The following is an 18,982-nucleotide window of genomic DNA, read 5'->3' on the forward strand; positions in this document are numbered from 1 at the left end:
ATCGGAACCTTCGAGGGAGCTGACAGATTCCTGGGAAGACCTTGCCAGATGGATCCCAGGGGCGGCAAGGGAACGAGGAAGGAAGGTGGACGGTCAATGCCCTTCTTCGAGCCATCGGAGGAGGGCGAGGTGGCCGACAGGCCCCTGGTGGTCGACGGGGAGGTCGAGGTCGACCCGTCGGAGAGGGGTGGGCCCCTGCGACTCCGCCTGGATCAGAAGGGCGACGGCGCCCTGGCTGGGACGGCGCTGCTGGGGGTCGGTGAGCTCGAGGAGGCGTCTGCCCACCGGGCCATCGTCGTCGGCCGCGACGACGACCATGCGATCGGCGTCGCCGGCGGCCACCAGCTCGCTGGCGGCGAGGAGGGCTTCCAGGCTCCCACCCAGTCCGGAGCTGGTGGCGAAGCCTGGTCCCGTGAGCTGATATACAATGGCGCACTCGCCTGCGATGGCGTTCGGGGAGGTCGCGGGGAAGAGGCGGGGCTCGACGAAGCGGGCGCCTCGCTGGCGTCGGCGGGCGTCGTAGAGGTCGTTGGTGTCGATGGTGGCGAGGGCATGACCCGCGACGATGCCCGCTCCGCGGAGGGTTTCTCGTCCGATCTGCGCGGCGAGCGCGGCGACCGCGGCGAGTCCGAGGCGAGAGAGGTCGTCTAGGCGCGCCAGGCGATCGCGGGCGACGCCAGTGGCCGATGAGAGGGCGTCGCGGTCGTACCCGGTGATGTGGGCATGGCCGCGGAGATGGACCGGGCGGCGAGGGGGTGGACGGCGCGTGGTCGGGGAGGCCGTGAGCAGGAGCGCGGCGTTCGCTCCGCCGAACGCGGCCGAGAGCTTGAGGGCGGCGTCGAGGGGGCGCGGCTCGGCGCGGTCGAGGAGCAAGGCCGGTGCGTCGGGGTCGAGGTCGCCCGGGGATGCGGCGGCGGGGGCCACCGAGGCGGCGAGTGCGTCGGCGGCAGCGAGGGTCTCGAGGGCGCCAGCCGCGCCGAGGGTGTGGCCGATCTGGGATTTGAAGGGGTGGACGATGGGGGGAGGCGCGGGAGGATCGCAGCGCAGCGCGGAGGCGATGGCGCGGGACTCCATCGCGTCGTTGTAAGGGGTCGCGGTCCCGTGGGCGCTGACGAGCCCCACGCGGGCGGGCGAGCAGGCCGCATCGGCGAGGGCGCGGGTCGCGGCGCGCGCGAGGCCAGCGCCGGTCCGGTCCGGCGCGGTGATGTGCACGGCGTCCGTGGAGGCGCCGAACCCGGCGATGCGGGCCAGGACGGGAGCCCCGCGGGTTTCGCGCTCGGGGACCAGGGCGAGGATGGCCGCACCTTCGCCGAGAGACATGCCGTCACGGCCCAGGCGGAAGGGGCGAGGGCGGGTGGGGGTGGTGGCGCGGAGCGCTTCGAAGCCGGCGGCGACGAAAAGGCTCAGGGCGTCGTAGCCGCCAGCCAGGACGAGGTCGCAGGCGCCGCGATCGAGCCACCGGAGGGCCATCCCGAGAGCGATGGTCGAGGCGGCGCAGGCGGCGAGGATCTGGGTCTTCCTGGCGATGCGGGGGAGGGCGAGGTGGTCGAGGGCGGCGTCGAACGGTGCGTGGTAGGTCGCGCCGCGAGCCAGCGAGGAGAGGTCCGCGGGCGGGGTCTCGGCTGCCAGGGCCGCGAAGTACCGTTCGGCGGTGAGCATGCCTCCGCTGGACGTGCCGAGGACGAAGCCGATGCGTTCGTCTCGCCAGGCCGGCCGGATGACGTCGAGCGCAGTGGAGGTCTGCGTGAGGGCGGCGAGCAGCAGGTCCGTCGCTCGGTCCGACCCCGGACGACCGCCGAGTTCGGCAGGAGCCCGGGCCGCTGAAGGTCGGAGCAAACCCGCGGCTGCGAGCAGCGGATCCTCGTGGATGGCGACCCGCGCAGGTTCGCCGGGTCGAGGTGCGGCGTAAGCGTCGCGTCCGAGGCCGAGCGCGGAGACCGCGCCGGTGGCGATGGCGCAGATCCCGCTCACGGCGCGTCACTCGCGGCGGGAGGCGAGGTCTCCTCGGCGGGGCTCGACGCCGGCGCGTCGGGATCGTCGAAGGCGCGCTGGCTGGGTGGGGTGCGCTCCTCGGCTTCGCAGCGCACCGTGACGAGGAGGCCCGTCGAGGACTGCGCGTAACGGATGGTGCCGCACCCCAGGCGGTCGGCGATGACCACTTCTTCGTCACGGAGCTGTTCGCGTCGGGCGTCGGTCCAGGTCCGTCGGCGCGCGGCGATGGGACCGGGGGTGCGTGTGGCGAGCTCGATGCGCGCGTCACCGTCCTGGAGCACGAAGACGTTGGTGCCGTCGGCGTGCTGGTAGCCGCGCAGCTCTCCGGAGGCCGGGCGGAGGAGCCACCAGCGCAGGAAGTCGACGGGGAGGCCACGGGGGGAGGAGGAGGGGGTAGAGGACGAAGGCGCGCCATCGCTCCGATGCAGGAGGTCCAGCGCAGGTACCGCGAAGCGCGAGCGACGACCCCTCGCCCACAGGTCCAGGGCTGTCGTCCCTCCAGGACCGAGGAGGATCATGCGCAGCGCCCCCGGGGGTTCCCCAGGGATGCCCGGATCGAGCCGGGGAGCGATGGCCACGGCACCGCGGGCCTCGAGGAGGCGTCCAAAGCGAGGCTCGCGGAGCGCGAAGCTCACGCGGAGGGTCCGCGCGCCGAGGCCATCCGCTTCTTTGCGGAAGGCTTCGAGGCGCTGGAGGCCGCGTCGCTGGTCCTCCACAGAGAGGGGCTCGCCCGCGTCCGCGGAGGCGAGCGCGCCGGGCGGGAGCAGGGCGGAGAACTCCTCGTCGAGTGGCGTGCGAGTCCCATGCGCTGGAGCACACGCAGTCATGGAGGCGAGGGTGACTCCCAGGACGCCGAGAAGGACGACCCTGCGACGCGGCAGGAGCGCGGCGCGATCCAGCATCACACCTGTCCAGGGGCAACGAGCAAGATCGCGTACCCGCGGTCCGGAGCGCCTCCCAGGATCAAGGCGCAGGAGAGATCGCCGGTCAGGATCGCGGCCACGGCGGTCGCAGCGGCGAACCCACCAGCGCCCTCGTGGTCGCCGACGCGAGGGGCGACGGCTCGACGCGGAACCTCGGCCCAGGCGGATCCCTGGAGCGCGACATCATTCCGGATCTCTTCGCGTCCGATGAAGACGCGGGCGTTCCCTGGCCGCGGCGCCGGAGCGTCCTCGAGGGCGCGCGCGCCCTCCCCCCGCCAGGCCTTCCACCATGCGACGCGGGCGAGAGGGCGTCCCCCCCGCTCCTCGGCGTGCGACGCACTCTCGAAGAGCAACACGGATGCGCCTTCGCTGCGCACGCCGCGATCGACGATCTCCGAGCACACAGGGCCGAGGCAGCGCTCGATCATGGGGCTGGCCTCTTCGACGCTCCCCGCAACCATGATGTCGGCTTCGCCGGCGGCGATGAGCTCGATGGCCGAACTCATCGCCGACTCCGCCGTCGCACCGAGATCGGTCGTTGCAAACACCGGCCCACGCAGGCCGAGGTAGATCGAAGCGTGGCCGACGGGCGAGGAGGGAACCAGGTTGGGGAAGTCGGCAGGACTCGCGTACTTCACGCCCTTGTCGTAGATGCGCCGCATGTACGCCGTCGACGCGTCGACACTCCCGAAGGAAGCCCCCACGATGGCGCCCACCTGAACGGTCGCCGGTGTCGCCGGTGTCGCCGGTGCGGTGGGCGCAGTGCGGGACTCGGGAATCACGGCGGCGTCGGAGAGCGCTGCCTGGATGGCCACCGTTGCCAGCCTCCCTGCCCGGTCGAGGCGCCTCGCGCGCGCGAGATCCAGGTGGTCGGCAGGCTTGAAGTCGATGCCACGCTCGGAAGGCGGTGGCCCCGGCTCGAGATAAGCGCCAGCGTCCTTCGCTCCGAGCACCCCCAAGGGCCCGACCGTGGCGGCCGCCGTCACCACGACGGAGCGCGAAGGTTCGATCCCAGGCGGAGAAGGTTCGATCCCAGGCGGAGCAGGAAAGCGGTGTGGATCCGTGAAGATCAGCACGCTGTCGGTCCCACCGAAGCCGAACGAATTGGACATCGCGGCGTGGACCTTCGCCTCACGGGCGCTCAGCACGTGCGCGAGTCGACACTCGGGATCGACCTCTTCGAGTCCCACCGTCGGCGGGAGAATGCCGCGTGCGACGGACATGACGGCAATGGCAGCCTCGATCGCACCCGCGGCACCGAGCGTATGCCCTATCTGCCCTTTGCACGACGAGACCGGCACGCGCTCCACCTCGGGACCGAGACACCGTCGAAGCGCAGCGGTCTCCATCGCGTCGTTGAGCGGCGTCGCGGTGCCGTGAGCGTTCACGTAGTCGATGTCGCTCGGCGTGAGCCCTGCCCGTCGCAGGGCGTCCTGCATCACGCGAGCGGCGGTGGTCCCCTGGCGCTCGGGGTTGGTGATGTGGTTGGCTTCTGCGCCGACCGCCCACCCTCGCAGTTCCGCGATGGGTTGCGCTCCGCGGGCGCGAGCGGCCGCTTCTGATTCGAGGACGACGAAGCCAGCTCCCTCGCCCAGGTTCAAGCCGGCCCGTCGCCGATCGAAGGGGCGACAGGGAGCAGCGTCGAGCGCGTTGAGCGCGCCGAACCCTGTGTAAGTCAACCTGCAGAGACCATCGGCTCCCCCTGCGAGGACGCGGTCCGAGAGCCCCGCGCGGATCCAGGCAGCGCCGAGGAGGATCGCGTTCGCTCCGCTGGAACAGGCGCTGCAAATGCTGCGGACGCGACGGAAAGCGCCCAGCGACGCGCGGAGGTGATCGGCCGTCGATGAGAGCGGGTGCGAGAGCATCCGCTTGAGCGGCGTGATTGCCGCGGGATCACGCGAGAGCCAGGCGAGCAGCTCCTCGGTCTCGAACATGCCCGCGGTCGTTCCCCCCACGGCCAGATCGATGGCGCTGCTGCCCGGCTCGACGCCTGCGTGGAGCAGGGCTTCGCGCGCGGCGATGACGGCCATGGCGTCGGTGCGGGACCAGCCCTCGGCCTCCCCCGGAGGGGCGACCTCTTCAGCCCGGAGATCCGCTACCTCTGCAGCAATCCGAGTACGCGCCTCGGGGATGTCGAAGCACGAGAGCGGCGCGAACGCCCGGTCTCCCGCGATGAGCCGATCCATGGTCGCCGCCGCGCCCCGAGCGAGCGGCGACACCACACCGATTCCAGTCACCCAGATGCGCACCGCCGCCTGGCTTTCCTCGGTCTCCCGTTCAGGCCGAAGACTTGGACTTCAAAATGTGCTCCACGAGGGCGTTCACCGACGCGAAGATGGGTCGAGCCTCGTCTCCCTCGGGGATACGAACTCCGAAGCGCTCCTCGATGGACATCGCGAGCTGCAGGGCATCGAGAGAGTCGAGCCCGAGTCCCTCCCCGAACAGGGGAAGAGCATCGTCGATGTCGTCGGGGGTCTTTCCTTCCAGGTTCAGCTCCGAGACCATGAGTTGCTTGAGCTGCAGCCGCACTTCCTGGTCATTCATGAGCACTTTCCCCGCGAGGTATCACAGTTTCCGACCCCCTCGCCAGAGGGGAGCACTTTTTCCTGCGCTTTGGTAAGAGTCGGTCATGGCCCTCGTCGATTACTCCGCCTTGGGGGGCGTCGCGCTCCTGACGCTCAACGATCCACCGGCCAACGCTTACACCCACGAGATGATGAAGGACCTCGATGCGGCCATCCTCGCCGCGCGCTTCGATGCCGAGGTCCAGGTGATCGTCATCACCGGAGCGGGGGACAAGTTCTTCTGCGCTGGCGCGAAGATCGGAATGCTCCGCGACGCGGATCCCACCTTCAAATATTACTTCTGCCTCCACGCGAACGAGACGCTGAGCAGGTTGGAGCACACACCGAAGCTCTGCATCGCGGCGCTGAATGGACACACCGTTGGCGGCGGTCTCGAGATCGCGCTCGCGTGCGACATTCGCATCGCGAGAAAGAACGCTGGCAAGATCGGGCTGCCCGAGGTCGCGCTGGGGGTACTCCCTGGCACGGGAGGGACGCAGCGACTCGCCCGGCTCGTCGGTGGGTCACGGGCCATCCAACTCATGTGTGAAGGCAAGACCTTCGACTTTGAGACGGGCCATCAGCTCGGGCTGGTCAACGAGATCTATGAGGCTCCATCGCATCAGGAGTACCTCGAGCGCGTCATCGCGTACGCGCGTGGGTTCACGCTCCCGAACAGGGCCGCCCTGGCAGTGGGGCGCATCAAGCGCGCGGTACAGACGGGCCTGGAGGTCGGCCTCGAACAGGGGCTGGCCCTCGAGCGCGAGCTCCAGGCCGAGCTCTTTGCGTCGGATGACGCGAGAGAAGGGCTCGCTGCCTACATGGAAAAGCGAAAACCAATCTTTCGGGGCAAGTAGCCGTCACCAGCAGCTATTTCGTTGTGATCACCAGCAGGAGGGTTCGCGATGACAGAAGAGCGACGGATCGAGAACTTCGAGGAATTCTGGCCTTTCTACGTACGGGAACACGCCAAGAGAGATACCCGCCGCCTTCACTTCGTGGGAACGACGGTCGCGATGGGATGCCTCGCCGCTGGTCTTCTCGCGAAGAAGCCAGGCCTCCTGGCGCTGGTCCCTCTGGTCGGTTACGGGCCTGCGTGGATCGCGCATTTCTTTGTCGAGAACAACCGCCCGGCTTCTTTCAAGTACCCAGGCTGGTCTTTCAAGGCCGATCTGGTGATGTGGTCCAAAATGGTGCGCGGCAGGATGGATGAGGAAGTGAGCCGTGTCGTTGGCACGAGCGACCCGCAACCGTCCAACTCGATTTCGGGCTGAATGCTCGAAAACCTCTGTCTCGACGCTCCCGAACGTCATCGCCCTGAAACGCACAAAAAGACGACCTACTCGCGCCTCAACCGAATCGAATGAGGCATGAGCGAAAAGACGGGGTGAGAGGATTGTAAGGGGGAGACAAGGCCAGCTGGCCCGTGTTAACTGAACATCAGTTCAACCATGGACTGCTTTCCACTCGCCTCACCTCAGGTCCCACTCATCCCCTCTTTCGAGCAGCTCTATGCAGCGAGCTTGCCATTTCTTCGTCAGAGTTTGCGGTGGCTGGGTGTCGAAAAGCACGACCTTGACGACGTTCTCCAGGAGGTGATGCTCGCCACGTACAGGGCTCTACCTCGCTTCGATCCGAGCCGTGGTCTCATCACCGATGACTCCCGCTCCGACATGGAGCCGAAACAGCTCATGGAAGCGCAGCAAGCTCCCGCGGGCTCAGTGCTGAATGCACCATTGAAGCGATGGCTCTTCGGCATCGCCTGGCGTCAAGCAAGCCACTATCGCGAGCGCGCGTACAGACGGCGCGAGGTCGTTGTGGGAGCAGGCTCCAGCTGGCCAGTACCCACGCCTGATGACGGTCTGAACTCCGAGCAGCTGCTCGCGAACGAGCAGCGAGCCGAGCTTGTCTCCGTCTTGCTGGATCGGCTCGAGCAGAACCGCAAGACGGTCTTGATCATGTATGATCTGCTCGAGATTCCTGTGGACGAGATTGCCCATGAGCTTCAATGGAGCGAGGGGACCGTGCGTACACGTCTTCGCCTCGCCCGCCAGGACTTCCGCACGGCGGTGAAACGGCTGAGCGCCGAAGAACGGCGAGCGCTGTCTCCAAGCGGCCTCCTCAGCGCGTCGGAGCTTCGTCGTGCAATGTCCCCGGAGGCGCTGCTTTGGAGCGCTCGTGCCATCCCGCAGCTGCCAGCAGCGCTACGTTCCAGGATCTGGATCGCTGTGGAAGCTGCGATCGCTCAGGGAAGCTCGCCCTGGCTCATCCCGTCGTCCCAGTTGGTCGGGGAAGCCCAATCCAGCAGCACGTTCACGTGTTGAGAATATGCGCGTAATGGTCGGTCAAGGTCTGACTGCACAGACCTGAGAAGAAGGACGAGCAGCATAGCCAGATGGCGAGGCCATTCAGATCCCTGAACGGTGCAGGGATGTACGCCGGCGGCCGGATGATGCCGTCGGCTACATGGTCATGAAGCACAGAGATGTCCTCATGAGCGACCTTTCCTACGAAGAGGTAGGGGACGAGCGCGGCCCGGCCTTGCTGAATAGCGGCGTTCATGAAGGCGTAATTGAGGATGATACCTTTGCAGTAGCACGCATCCTTGGTGAATGGCGCAGTGCCCTCGAGCAGTCCTCCACGGAACACGCGTCTCGCGCTCTGGAAACACTCCTGCTCCGTGTAACCCTCCGTTCGATACCACTCGAAGACATCGATGAAGGAAGCACCGTCTTCCGCGCGATCGACAGCGAGGAGTCGGTCATTGAGTCTTTTGGCGCGTCGAGGAGTGCTCCTGAAGGTGAGGATCTCGATCAGCGACGCGAGCCCTTCCTGGACGGTCGTCGTCCGTGGTGGGCCTTTCGCGAGCCATCGCGCGATTGGCTGCTCCTGCCCGTTCAGGCTGGTGGCAACGTGGACCCATCCTTCGTGTGCCTCCAGGATATCGATGTCACTGCTCGAGAACGTCGCTCCGCTGCGAATCTTGACATAGTCGCTTCCCGCCGTGGCGTCGGCGAGGAGGGCATCGTCCACTTCGACACGAATCGAGGCTCCACCAAAGAAGCGGTCGAGACGCAGGTTCAACTCCAGTGCGGCCTGGTGGGCTGGGATGTCGCGCGGCTCCTCGGGACCGAGGCGCTCGCCGCAGACGGAGGTCAGCCTCGCTTGAAATGCACTTCCCATCTCCCGCACAGTGGTCTTCCCATCGGGAAGCACATCTTTCGGGGAGCCGAACAGACGGCGCGAGTACTCATGAAATGCCTTTGTGCCTCTGTGCGTGAGCATCTGCACCAGGGCTCGGTAATCATCAGCCGTCTCCCGGAGAATGGTTCCCAGCCGATCGTTGGGCCCAAGCTGGCGCTCGATGTCACGAAGCAGTCCTTCGAGTTCCTCGATCTTGGCATCAGGCTGAAAACCGAGGTCGTTCGTGTAGGTAACGCTGGGGAGCTCACGGAACCCGGATCGGAAGAACTGCTCTTCAACCTCCCCGCTCCAGCGCAATGCCTGGAGGACGCGGATGGGCCTCTGCGCATCAAGGACGCGCTGAGACAGCGTCGCCAGGGTTTCCTGGTACGAAGTTCGGGAAGCATCGGGTGCCGCCGGCTTGAAGCCGGGCGCGTCCGTGGTCGAGGGATGTTCGTCCGAAGGTCGGCATGGTTCGACGGAGCTCGCGGGAGTCGCGCTCATCGGCGTCGCATCTGCATCGAGTTCGGTGAGTTGCTCAGCTGAGGACTGCGTACAGGGGTCGGGAAGAGAACAGGGCTCATACATGCCCTGGTCCGTTCGCTCTCTGCGCTCGATATCCTTGTCGGCCCATACGGCGCTCCAGGATGTCGTTGTCTCGACGAGGTCGTTCCGGGGAGCCATTCGCCGAGTGCTAACACCACGGGGAGGACTGGATCAAACGCGAGTTCGGCCCGTTGTCACGCTCACTGCGCTTGTCGGGAGACCAAGTGCAGGGTACGCGTGCAGCTCGCATGAGCGATTCCTCGCCCCCGATGATCAGCGCGGGCTCGACCGACGATGCGGTCACGCCTTCGGACGCAGAACTCCTGGAACACACGGCCGAAGCGGCACATCGACTCCGTAACGCCGTGGCAGCTGCCGTGGTGGGGCAGGATGAGGTGGTCGAAGCGATGCTGATCACCCTCGCCGCACGGGGTCATGCCCTCCTCGTCGGGGTGCCAGGACTGGCGAAGACGCTGCTGGTCTCTTCGCTGGCGAAGGCGCTGGACCTCAGCTTCGGACGTGTGCAGTTCACACCTGACCTGCTGCCAGCCGACATCACTGGGACCGACGTCCTCCACGAGCAACACGGCACAAGGAGCCTCCGCTTCCAGCCCGGCCCCATCTTCCACAACCTGGTGCTCGCGGACGAGGTGAACAGGACGCCGCCGAAGACACAGGCCGCTTTGCTCGAGGCGATGCAAGAGCGCAAGGTCACTGTAGGGACGACGACGCATTCCCTGCCCGATCCTTTTCAGGTCTTCGCCACACGAAATCCAATCGAGCAGGAGGGCACGTATCCTCTCCCCGAAGCCCAGCTCGATCGCTTCTTGCTCGAGATCCATGTGAGCTACCCAAGCGAGATCGAAGAGCGTGAGGTCGCGCGCCGGACGACGTCCGGAAAACCACCAGCCATCACCCCTGTCCTTCGAGCCGGTGAAGTGCGTGCCATCGGCCAGCTGGTGCCTCGGATCCCGGTGACTGACGAGGCCGTCGAACTAGCAGTACGCGTTGTTCGTGCGACTCGGCCAACGTCCGATCGAGTGGCTCCGGAGGTGCGTGACTACGTCCGCTACGGCGCTGGTCCTCGGGGAAGTCAGGCGCTGGTACTGGCCGCAAAGGCACGCGCGGCGCTGCGAGGTGAAGCCGCAGCTGACGTCGACGATGTGCGCGCGCTGCTGATTCCCGCGTTGCGGCACCGCATCGTCCTGTCCTACCGCGCCGAGGCGGATGGTGTCCGCGACATCGATGTGCTCCGCGCCGTGGAGCGGGCCGCTGGATAGAGCGAGTGACGTCACGGCTCGTCCGAGAAGTCGCTCCCACGTGATACGTCGTGCTTTGTTTTGGCGGCCCTCTTTCGAGTCGAAGAAGAAATGGTCATCCCTCGGGAGGACATACCCAGCTTCATCTCCTTGGGGTCGAGGACGAAATGTAGCTGGGCTGGCGCACGCTGATCCCAGACGAGGGCAACAATACCACTCTTCTTGAGCTTCGGTCGCGGCTCGGCCTTCCCACCGCTCACGACACCTGACCAGTTGGCGTGACCCAGCAGCGCCGTGATCAACGCCGACAGCAGAGGCTCGTGCCCGACGAGGACGAGAGGTCCAGCATCCCCGTGGAGGGAGAGCAGCCGGATCAGTGCGGTAGGATCAAGGCCGGGAGAAAGCTCTGCGGCGACCGACACCTCGGTGAGGCCTGCCGCCTCCGCGAGGATCTCCGCCGTCTGAACTGCGCGCACGAGCTGACTCGTCCAGATGGCAACCGGGCGCCGTTCTTTTCGCTTGGAGAGCCATCGAGCAACCCGGCGTGTGAGCTTGCGACCTCTGGCCGTCAACCAACGGCCGCCATCTCCCAGCCCTGGCGCGTCGTCCACTGCCTGCCCATGACGCACGATCAGGATCTCCATGGCGCCAGAACGTAGCCCAGACGCAGCCCTGGCGGGAGCAAGGAGGACCCTTCATTCAAAACTCACACTGGCCCGTCACCGCGCTGCAGAATGATCCAGGCGCCACGAAGGGACAGATTTCGCCGAAATAAGACTGGCAGGGGATGCCACACGCGTGAGCCGTATGCGTGTAACAGATCTGACCGCTGGGGCAGTCTGCATTGGAGACACATCGGCAGTTGAAATCATCAGGAATGCCGTTTCCGTTCTCGTCCACCCCGTTGCAGCATTCAGTGATGTAGTAGTCGCTCGCGCTGCAATCATCGTCTGCACAATCGATCTTGCCATCGCAATCGTTGTCCAGACCATCCGTGCAGGCAGCGATGCCGAACTCTGGCGCGGGCGGGAGACCGTTGGCGCAGTTCAGACAAGGGCCTATCCCTGCACAGTCGGGATCAGCACAGTCCACGTAAATATCACCATCATTGTCGATCCCATCGTTGCAGATCTCGGGAGGATTGGGGGTGATGACGACATTGAGCACAAAAGGCCCCTCGTTGGCTCCACCAACTGGGTCGACCGTGTAGCCATCGAGGAAAACGAAGTAAGTCCCCGGATAGAGGAGGTTGAACACCAGCCTCGCTGCCCAGCTGCTACCGGCACTGTCGTCGTCACAGCCGATCTCTGCGCCCGAGTTACAGGCCCCCGTCCGCACGTAAAGGGTGGAATCGAAGCTCGTCCCGATGGAATCGAGCACGACACGGGAGGGTTGCGAGAGCGTGAAATAGAAGACGGCTTCCCCTGCATCACCACCGCAAACTCCTCGTGTCTCGCTGATGTGTCCCGTGGTGTCTCCTGTATAGGTCCCGCTTCCCGTGATGAGCTTGGGAGAGAGGCAATTCGCCTGCTGAAGAACACAATATGGATTGTTCGCGCAGTCCGGATCCTGGCAATCAATCAGCGTGTCGTTGTCATCGTCGATGCCGTTGTTGCACTGCTCCGGCACAGCCACGCAATTTGGCGCGAAGAAGCAAGCAGTATCCGCACAATCGATTCTGCCGTCGCAGTTGTTGTCGATGCCGTCATTGCAGATCTCCGGCATGCAGTGCTGGCATGACGGCGACGAGAAGCACTGAGAATCAGCACAGTCGACACGGCCGTCACAGTCGTTGTCCACGTTATCCGAGCAGATCTCCGGAGATCCGGGGGGTACACAGGCACAGGGGAAGATCCCTCGACAGTCGGGATCGGCGCAGTCGATGAGCAGATCGCAGTCATCGTCGGTTCCGTTTCCGCAGTTCTCGGTCCGAGCCCGACACTGGCAGAGTGGGTCCGAGGAGCAATCCGCATCGTCGCAGTCGAAGGCCCCGTCGCAGTCATCGTCGAAACCGTTGCCGCACTTGCCCGCCTCCGATGCTGAACAACCGCACGCAGGCGTCCCCGCGCAGTCACTGTCGAAGCAGTCGACGATGGTGTCGCAGTCGTCATCGATCCCATTGGTGCAGTTCTCCCCCGTGGGAGACGGTGTGCATCCGCACAGGGGGGCACCATCACAGGCCGGGTCGAAACAATCCGCAACTCCGTTGCAATCGTTGTCTGCAGCATCGGTGCAGTTCTCGATGGCCCCTGGGTATACCGAGGGATTGAAGTCGTTGCAGTCATCCCCCCCGCAGCTCAGGGGCGCGTGCCCGTCGCCGTCATCGTCACGTGGGCGATGCCGGCAAACCCCATCACTGCAGGTGTCGGTCGTGCAGGCATCACGGTCATCACAGTCCGTCGGCCCACTGCAGGGGGTCCCCCCCCCACCGCCCAGCCCGCCTTCACCGCCTGGCCCGCTGTGGGAGCTGGTGGAGGTCGCGCCACCGGCACCTCCGGCGTTCACATCGAACTCGTTCAAGCCGGAGCGACCGCAGGCGCCCATCGCAAGGCTGAGTCCAGCGAGGGCGCTCAAGCCCAGCATCGCGAACTTCATCGTAGCGTCCGACATGATCCCACCTCTGCCGTCTTGGCAGGTCCCTCCAAGCCAGAGGCTCGGTGCTGCGAAGCGTACTGAGTTGGCCGCTGCAACACGGAGAAGGACGCGCTTCGGATGGCCGCTCGCGTGATGAGACCTTGTCTTTCAGAACGAGCGCAAGAGCAAGTTTCAGACCGACACGCCCCCCGCGCATCAATCCTACGAATCAACGGGCAAGCAGGGACACCATGACAAGTTGCCGGTCATGGCGGCAGCGTGTAACCACTGAGCGCCTTGATGCTCCGTCAGCTCGAGCAAGACCGGCCCCCGGAGGGGCTCCAGCGTGGGCGTTACCCGGCCCCAGCGTGGACGATCGCCGCGCTCGGGATGGCACTCCTGCTCGGGGCTGTGCTCTTCCTGAGCTGGCGTGCGCGTCGCGCCTCGAAGCGTTCGCGAGGCTCCAGGTGAGAGCATGGCTCACGCGCAGAGGTGTTCCGAAGTTCGCAGCTGAGCGCGGCGCAGGTAACCGTCGGAAAACAACGTGAGCAAGCTCGGCCGGCGGCTGGTTCTCGTGATGCTCTTGGGCGTCGCCGTCTACGGGGCCATCATCCTCTCACGGGGGTTCGCCCAGATCAGCGCAAGCCTTCGAGACTACGCTTGGTGGACCTTTGCAGCAGCTTGTGGGCTGGCGTTCACGAACTATCTGCTCCGCTTTCTGAAGTGGGAGTACTACCTCGCCCACCTCGAGGTGCGTGGGATCCCCAAAGGGGAGAGCCTGCTGACTTTCCTGTCCGGGTTCGTGCTGACGGTGACCCCCGGAAAGGTGGGCGAGGTCTTCAAGTCGGTGATCCTGTATCAGACGCGTCGCGTCCCGATCTCGCGGACGGCACCGATCGTGTTCGCCGAGCGAATCACCGATCTGATCGGGGTGATCGTGATCATCTCCCTGGGGAGCATCAGTTTTCCTGGTGGAGCGATCTGGGCAACGCTCGGTGCGCTCGTGGTGGTTGCGCTCCTCTTGCTGGTCGCGTGGCCGCGCTTCTCCGACCAGCTGCTGCGCGCCTTGACGCTTCTTCCTGGAGTGCTCGGGAAGGCCGCGACGCGGATCGGTCCGAAGGTCGCGGTCGCCCTGCATGGGATGAAAGGTCTCACGACCCCTTCGAAGCTGATTTTGCCCACGATCCTTTCCATCGGCGCCTGGGGGCTCGAGGGGTTCGGTCTGTGGGTCATCCTGCATGGCTTCGCTGAAAAGCCAGCGCTGCCACTGACGGCGTTCTTCTACTCGACCGCCACGCTGGCCGGAGCGCTCGTTCCAGTCCCGGGTGGGCTGGGCGTGACGGACAAATTGCTCGAAGAACAGCTCGCACGACTCGGTGGCGTGCCGAATGGGACAGCCACGGCGGCCATGTTGCTTGTTCGGTTTGCGACGCTGTGGTTTGCTGTCGTCGTGGGCTTCGCAGCCCTCGGTGTACTTCGGTTGCGCTACCCGCAGATGGTCGCTGAAGCCGACGACCCGACTGGCGGAGACGCTGGACACTGAGAGAGGGCGTCCAGTTCGATCTGGGCACCTCGACCCGAGGAAGTGGATTGTCAGAAAAGACGCTTTCCTCACGGGCTGATATAGAGTGCGGCAAGAGCGGGATGACCCTGCTCGATCAGGCCGCGCGGTCGTCGCGCGCCCACGGCCAGAAAGATTGCGGAACCCCGCGGCCCCTTACCACATGGCAACGATCGAACGAGGCGTCGAACTAGTACGGCGCGTTATCACGCACCTGAAACAGCGGCCCCAGAGCAAGGATGTATCCGGCGCGAGCCCAGCAGCCCTCGACGCGCTCGAGTCTCGGCTGATGGTGGAGTTGCCGCCAACGCTCAGGGTTTTTCTGGAGTTCGACTTCCGCTTTGACAGCCTGGGCAAACGCTTCAAGGGCCGTCATCGGTTCGGCATGGATCCGACCGCTCCTACGCCCAAGATGACCTCGGTGCGCAAGCTCGCAGAGGCGATGGTCGAGCTTGGATGGACCGACTCGCGGATCCGTAACAAGGTCGTCCGTCTACCCAACCTCGCCGGGCAACCGTGGAACGCGCTTTACCTGGGAGAGGCTCGACGTGACGGTGAGCTCTTGATCCTCGGGCTGGACAACGAAGACACCAGTGTTCGGGTGTTTCCCCGATACACGGCGTTCGACTTGTACCTGGCGCATCAGACAGGGCTCGTGCGGCTCACCGAAGGCCAACGTCTTGAGGATCTCGAGTCCTACATCGCCCTCAACCCCGATCTACGAACCGGGGACGATGATGATGAAGGAGATTCCGACTACTGATCTGCCACAAGCGTAGATCGGCATCACGACGAACGAGCAGGCGCGCGCTGTGAGCGAAGAGCGGGACGCCGAGAGTCCTCTACGGTTCGAGGTGAGTCAGGACGATCCCCGCGATCGTCTCGACAAACTCCTGGTCTCCCTGCTCACCCGCGCCGGTCGTGATGCTTCACGCGCCGTGATACAGCGCTGGATCGCCGAAGGGCGTGTACGCGTCGACGGGTCACTCCACCGCGCCTCTTCTGCCGTGCGGAGTGGTGCCACCGTGGAGGTGAGCCCCTCGCCCCATTCCCATCTTCCCCCCAGTCACACTGCCGCCGACGCTCGTGTCGTCGTCCCGGTGGTTTACGAGGACGAGCACCTCTTGGTGGTCGACAAGCCTGCAGGGATGGTCGTCCATCCTGCCCAGGGGCATGCGACGGGGACGCTCGTCAACGGCCTGCTCGCCAGACCAGGGTTCGTGGGAGCGAGCAGCGATCCCAGAGATCCGGCAGGTCACCTTCGCCCGGGCATCGTCCACCGCCTCGACAAAGGCACGAGCGGACTGCTGGTCGTCGCCAAAGATCCAGCGAGCCGAGAGGCGTTGAAGAGCCTCTTCTCCCGTCACGCCGTTGAACGGGAGTATCTGGCCATCGTCGTTGGCGCTGGTCGCGATGCCACCTACGACACCCTGCATGGGCGGCACACGACGGACCGCCTTCGCTTCACGACACGCGTGCAAACTGGACGTCGCGCGGTCACCCATACCCGCGTCGTAGAACGATTCGGGACGCTCGCCACGTTGATGGCATGCACCCTGGAGACGGGCAGGACGCATCAGATCCGCGTCCATCTCGCTGAGCGAGGTGGGACGCCGGTGCTGGCGGATCCGATTTACGGTAGCTCACCTCGACACCGACAGGTGCGCGCCCTGGCAGAGCAGCTCGGTCACCAGGCGCTGCACGCGAGGGTCCTCGGGTTCATTCACCCCGCGACGGGTGCCACGATGCGGTGGGAGAGCTCGCTCCCACCGGACCTGGAGCAAGCGCTCACCCGGTTGCGAGCGCTCGCTACCACATCTTCGACTTAACGTGCCCCTTGGACTTGATGAGGATGTCCACGATGGCGCGGTCGTAGAAGTTCTTCTGGTAGAGGTCGGGGGAGACGCGGCTCTTGTAGAGCGCCCTGCCCTCCTCGATCTCCTCCGAGAGCACGTTGAAGAGATCGTCCTGCTGGACCCCCTGGACGATCTTTTCCTCGTTGTAGAGCGAAAGGTCGCTCGCGATGGCACGTGCCAGGCGGCGCGCCGCCTCTTCGGTTTCGATCAGGGGCATTCGTCTGCTCCGGGATGGGTCTCGTTGCCCCGGGACCGCCTCTCCGGCGTTCGGGGTCCCTAGGATGCAGCACTCGCCGCCGGGCTGTCAAAGTCGCAGCTCACGACGGCGGCAGAACGAGCCTGTGGCCGATGGTCTCATCCCCGGCTTGCCCCCGCTTCATCCCCAGAGCGGCAAGGCCCGAGAGGAGCGGAAAGGTCACGAGAGCGTACCGTCCGGCTCCAAAAAAAGCGGCATGCGTGAGCAACGTCGCTGCGAGCACGGAAAGTGTGACGAGGGGTAGAACGGATGCCCTTCGTAGAACGGAGCCTCTCATCAGGCTCATGCCGAGCAGGGATACGTATCCCACCCAGGCCTGAACGTGAAGCGTTGCCATGACGCCGACGATCAGCAGAGCCCCCGTCACCACCTGGCTCCATCGGCTCCGCTTCGAAACACCCTGCCGCGCCGCCCACACGAGGCACAGGAGAAGAACTCCGCGCTCGTAGATGGTCTCCACGACCCCCAGCGCGATCTTGCTCTTCTCTGAAAACTCTTCCGGGTTCGCTTCTCGGAGATACCACCCGGCAGCGCCGCAGTAGTTGAGGGTTGCTCCAAGCTTTTGCGGGATCAAACCCAGCCACTCGACGGGATGTTGGAGGATTTTTCGGCGCGCTTCCTGGGCAAAACAAGCATCCTTCCCGGCTTCATCGAAGATCTCTCGGCACCCATCCGGTACCTGCAGCGGTGCCCATGCGCCTCGCGCTTCGGGATCAGTGCCGATGAGGAGGTTCCACCCACCATTCATGCTGACGAGCGCGCAGCGCCCCATGCGCTCGCAGTTGCGCACAGTCCATGGCATGCAGACAGCAAGCGCCGTCATCGTCACCACCAGCATCGGAAGCGCATGGGACGCCATGGCCCTCCAAGCGGAACGTGTAACAGGGGCGAGCCGTGGTTGAGCACTGACGCTCTGGCTTGTTCCTTGGGACGCCTCCATCACCTCTGATGCCCCCGGTCGTCGAGCTGCAATCCAGCCGAAGACTGGAGCAAGCAACAGCGCCTGCGGGCGCATCAGGGTGGCCACGCCGAGAACCAGACCCACGATCACGAAGGGGATCGGTGTCCGCGATGGAGCGGGGTGCTGTGCTGCGCGTGCCACGGCCCAGCCTGCGCAGGCCAGGAGTGCACCCGTCACACCTTCGGTCATCAGAGCGGGTGTGTACGCGACCAGACCGGGGTGCACTGCCACGAGCGCTCCTGCAAGGAACGCGATGGCCCGGTGGGGGGTCGCATGGGCAGCGAGCCGGTGCACCGCAAGCGCAGCGAACGAGCCCAGCACCGCATTGAGCATCATGGCTGCGACCGGATGTGGACCAGCGACGGCATAGAGTGCTGCGATCGCGCCGGGGTAGCCGACCGGATAATGTGCGGCATACGTGACGACGCCGTCAGGCCAGCGCCACGTGTAGCCCTGCCCCTCGGCCAGCCGAAGGGCCAGTTGATGGTAGTAAGCCCCGTCGGCAGCCGGCGCGAAACGCGTCGCAGCCCACTCGACAGCCGCAAGACGGGCGATGAGGGCGATGACGAAAACAACGGCTGCGTCGCGTCGCCACCCTCGCAAGACGACAGAGGTCACGCGCCCGGCTCTGAGATGCGTCCCCGCATGCCCAGTCGACTCTCGACGATGGGAAAATGGGGCAGCAAGCCTGTACGACGCAACGCCAGGATCACTTCGCAAGCGGGTAGGCCGACCACATTCATGTAGGAGCCCTCGATCCTCTCCACCACGAACGCTCCCACCCCCTGAATGGCATAGGCGCCAGCCTTGTCCAACCCCTCCCCCAAGGCCGAATAGCTGGCGATCTCTTCATCCGCGAGGTGTCGGAAGAGCACCCGCGTCCTCACCGTCTCGAGATGAAGGGATTGACAAGGCTCGTCATGTCGCGAGCCGGCGATGGCAAAGCACGTCCAGACTTCGTGAGCGCGTCCTGACAGGGACCGGAGCATGAGCCGTCCGTCCGCTTCATCACGAGGTTTTCCCAGCACCTGGCCGTCGAGAATCACCTCGGTGTCAGCGACCAGAACGGCTCCGGTACCTGCCGCTCCCGGAAGTTCGACGGCAGCTTCGAGCTTCGCCAGAACGATCCTCTCCTGGTAGGCTTCCGCACTTTCCCCCTCGTCACGCACCTCCGCGACCGCGGCTCCGATGGCTCGAAACGGGATGCCCAGCGTCGTCAGGATATCCCGCCGGCGTGGAGACGAAGAACCGAGCAGAAGGGGGTGCGCGTGGTCGATCATGGCGCGAAATCGCTCCTCAGCGCGCGT

The 18,982-nt window shown here is 65.3% G+C and carries 17 protein-coding genes; 7 read left to right on the top strand and 10 right to left on the bottom strand.

What is annotated here, in order from left to right:
- Nucleotides 1–93: 93 nt before the first annotated feature.
- The 4 genes from CMC5_RS36355 to CMC5_RS36370 are packed head-to-tail and all read right to left on the bottom strand — an operon-like array spanning nt 94 to nt 5,459.
- Nucleotides 94–1,971, bottom strand: a complete 1,878-nt coding sequence (locus CMC5_RS36355; protein WP_050434707.1) for a beta-ketoacyl synthase N-terminal-like domain-containing protein — start codon at nt 1,969–1,971, stop codon at nt 94–96.
- Nucleotides 1,968–2,894 carry a hypothetical protein gene (locus tag CMC5_RS36360; RefSeq protein WP_050434708.1) on the bottom strand — a complete coding sequence of 309 codons (927 nt, stop codon included), beginning with the start codon at nt 2,892–2,894 and terminating at the stop codon, nt 1,968–1,970. Before CMC5_RS36360 ends, CMC5_RS36355 begins: the two co-directional genes overlap by 4 nt.
- Nucleotides 2,894–5,164 (bottom strand): beta-ketoacyl-[acyl-carrier-protein] synthase family protein, encoded by a 2,271-nt coding sequence (locus CMC5_RS36365; RefSeq protein ID WP_082363119.1) that lies wholly within the window; start codon nt 5,162–5,164, stop codon nt 2,894–2,896. Before CMC5_RS36365 ends, CMC5_RS36360 begins: the two co-directional genes overlap by 1 nt.
- A 28-nt stretch (nt 5,165–5,192) precedes the next feature.
- Nucleotides 5,193–5,459: a phosphopantetheine-binding protein gene (locus CMC5_RS36370; protein WP_050436342.1), complete on the bottom strand. Its 267-nt coding sequence runs from the start codon at nt 5,457–5,459 to the stop codon at nt 5,193–5,195.
- Nucleotides 5,460–5,544: 85 nt separating this feature from the next.
- On the opposite strand from CMC5_RS36370, the gene CMC5_RS36375 reads away from it, so the two are divergent.
- The 3 genes from CMC5_RS36375 to CMC5_RS36385 all read left to right on the top strand — a co-directional run bounded on the left by CMC5_RS36375 (nt 5,545) and on the right by CMC5_RS36385 (nt 7,803).
- Nucleotides 5,545–6,336 (top strand): enoyl-CoA hydratase/isomerase family protein, encoded by a 792-nt coding sequence (locus CMC5_RS36375; protein WP_050434709.1) that lies wholly within the window; start codon nt 5,545–5,547, stop codon nt 6,334–6,336.
- A 48-nt stretch (nt 6,337–6,384) separates the two neighbouring features.
- Entirely contained in the window at nt 6,385–6,753 is a 369-nt protein-coding gene (locus CMC5_RS36380) for an Mpo1-like protein (protein ID WP_050434710.1), read from the top strand.
- A 177-nt stretch (nt 6,754–6,930) separates the two neighbouring features.
- Nucleotides 6,931–7,803 carry an RNA polymerase sigma factor gene (locus CMC5_RS36385; protein WP_050434711.1) on the top strand — a complete coding sequence of 291 codons (873 nt, stop codon included), beginning with the start codon at nt 6,931–6,933 and terminating at the stop codon, nt 7,801–7,803.
- On the opposite strand, the gene CMC5_RS36390 is transcribed toward CMC5_RS36385, so the two are convergent.
- Nucleotides 7,793–9,346, bottom strand: a complete 1,554-nt coding sequence (locus CMC5_RS36390) for a peptidase MATCAP family protein (RefSeq protein WP_245678043.1) — start codon at nt 9,344–9,346, stop codon at nt 7,793–7,795. The genes CMC5_RS36385 and CMC5_RS36390 overlap by 11 nt on opposite strands.
- Nucleotides 9,347–9,456: 110 nt before the next feature.
- Here CMC5_RS36390 and CMC5_RS36395 point away from each other — a divergent pair, with 110 nt between their 5' ends.
- Entirely contained in the window at nt 9,457–10,488 is a 1,032-nt protein-coding gene (locus CMC5_RS36395; RefSeq protein ID WP_050434712.1) for an AAA family ATPase, read from the top strand.
- A gap of 11 nt (nt 10,489–10,499) precedes the next feature.
- On the opposite strand, the gene sixA is transcribed toward CMC5_RS36395, so the two are convergent.
- Both sixA and CMC5_RS36405 read right to left on the bottom strand, forming a co-directional pair.
- Nucleotides 10,500–11,111, bottom strand: coding sequence for a phosphohistidine phosphatase SixA (gene sixA, locus CMC5_RS36400; RefSeq protein WP_063796410.1), 612 nt, complete (start codon nt 11,109–11,111; stop codon nt 10,500–10,502).
- A 55-nt stretch (nt 11,112–11,166) separates the two neighbouring features.
- Nucleotides 11,167–13,077 (bottom strand): MopE-related protein, encoded by a 1,911-nt coding sequence (locus CMC5_RS36405; RefSeq protein ID WP_050434713.1) that lies wholly within the window; start codon nt 13,075–13,077, stop codon nt 11,167–11,169.
- 508 nt (nt 13,078–13,585) lie between these two features.
- Between CMC5_RS36405 and CMC5_RS36410 the strand changes: the two genes are divergently transcribed.
- From CMC5_RS36410 to CMC5_RS36420, 3 genes are all read left to right on the top strand, one after another.
- Nucleotides 13,586–14,584, top strand: coding sequence for a lysylphosphatidylglycerol synthase transmembrane domain-containing protein (locus CMC5_RS36410; protein WP_050434714.1), 999 nt, complete (start codon nt 13,586–13,588; stop codon nt 14,582–14,584).
- Between the two features lie 181 nt (nt 14,585–14,765).
- Entirely contained in the window at nt 14,766–15,365 is a 600-nt protein-coding gene (locus CMC5_RS36415; RefSeq protein ID WP_050434715.1) for an SMI1/KNR4 family protein, read from the top strand.
- A gap of 49 nt (nt 15,366–15,414) precedes the next feature.
- Nucleotides 15,415–16,431 (top strand): RluA family pseudouridine synthase, encoded by a 1,017-nt coding sequence (locus CMC5_RS36420; protein WP_050434716.1) that lies wholly within the window; start codon nt 15,415–15,417, stop codon nt 16,429–16,431.
- Here the strand turns inward: CMC5_RS36420 and CMC5_RS36425 are convergent.
- The 3 genes from CMC5_RS36425 to CMC5_RS36435 all read right to left on the bottom strand — a co-directional run bounded on the left by CMC5_RS36425 (nt 16,412) and on the right by CMC5_RS36435 (nt 18,955).
- Entirely contained in the window at nt 16,412–16,675 is a 264-nt protein-coding gene (locus tag CMC5_RS36425; protein WP_050434717.1) for a hypothetical protein, read from the bottom strand. The genes CMC5_RS36420 and CMC5_RS36425 overlap by 20 nt on opposite strands.
- 100 nt (nt 16,676–16,775) lie before the next feature.
- Nucleotides 16,776–18,293, bottom strand: a complete 1,518-nt coding sequence (locus CMC5_RS36430; RefSeq protein ID WP_050434718.1) for a glycosyltransferase family 39 protein — start codon at nt 18,291–18,293, stop codon at nt 16,776–16,778.
- A complete protein-coding gene (locus tag CMC5_RS36435) occupies nt 18,290–18,955 on the bottom strand; it encodes a Maf family protein (RefSeq protein WP_050434719.1) in 666 nt (221 codons plus the stop codon). Before CMC5_RS36435 ends, CMC5_RS36430 begins: the two co-directional genes overlap by 4 nt.
- Between the last annotated feature and the right edge of the window lie 27 nt (nt 18,956–18,982).

The sequence above is a fragment of the Chondromyces crocatus genome (assembly GCF_001189295.1).
GTDB lineage: Bacteria > Myxococcota_A > Polyangia > Polyangiales > Polyangiaceae > Chondromyces > Chondromyces crocatus.

What these genes read in the sequence shown, in the direction of transcription:
- CMC5_RS36360 (WP_050434708.1), bottom strand. Translation starts at nt 2,894, where the DNA reads ATGCTGGATCGCGCCGCGCTCCTGCCGCGTCGCAGGGTCGTCCTTCTC.
- CMC5_RS36370 (WP_050436342.1), bottom strand. Translation starts at nt 5,459, where the DNA reads ATGAATGACCAGGAAGTGCGGCTGCAGCTCAAGCAACTCATGGTCTCG.
- CMC5_RS36375 (WP_050434709.1), top strand. Translation starts at nt 5,545, where the DNA reads ATGGCCCTCGTCGATTACTCCGCCTTGGGGGGCGTCGCGCTCCTGACG.
- CMC5_RS36380 (WP_050434710.1), top strand. Translation starts at nt 6,385, where the DNA reads ATGACAGAAGAGCGACGGATCGAGAACTTCGAGGAATTCTGGCCTTTC.
- CMC5_RS36385 (WP_050434711.1), top strand. Translation starts at nt 6,931, where the DNA reads ATGGACTGCTTTCCACTCGCCTCACCTCAGGTCCCACTCATCCCCTCT.
- CMC5_RS36390 (WP_245678043.1), bottom strand. Translation starts at nt 9,346, where the DNA reads ATGGCTCCCCGGAACGACCTCGTCGAGACAACGACATCCTGGAGCGCC.
- CMC5_RS36395 (WP_050434712.1), top strand. Translation starts at nt 9,457, where the DNA reads ATGAGCGATTCCTCGCCCCCGATGATCAGCGCGGGCTCGACCGACGAT.
- sixA (WP_063796410.1), bottom strand. Translation starts at nt 11,111, where the DNA reads ATGGAGATCCTGATCGTGCGTCATGGGCAGGCAGTGGACGACGCGCCA.
- CMC5_RS36405 (WP_050434713.1), bottom strand. Translation starts at nt 13,077, where the DNA reads ATGTCGGACGCTACGATGAAGTTCGCGATGCTGGGCTTGAGCGCCCTC.
- CMC5_RS36415 (WP_050434715.1), top strand. Translation starts at nt 14,766, where the DNA reads ATGGCAACGATCGAACGAGGCGTCGAACTAGTACGGCGCGTTATCACG.
- CMC5_RS36425 (WP_050434717.1), bottom strand. Translation starts at nt 16,675, where the DNA reads ATGCCCCTGATCGAAACCGAAGAGGCGGCGCGCCGCCTGGCACGTGCC.
- CMC5_RS36435 (WP_050434719.1), bottom strand. Translation starts at nt 18,955, where the DNA reads ATGATCGACCACGCGCACCCCCTTCTGCTCGGTTCTTCGTCTCCACGC.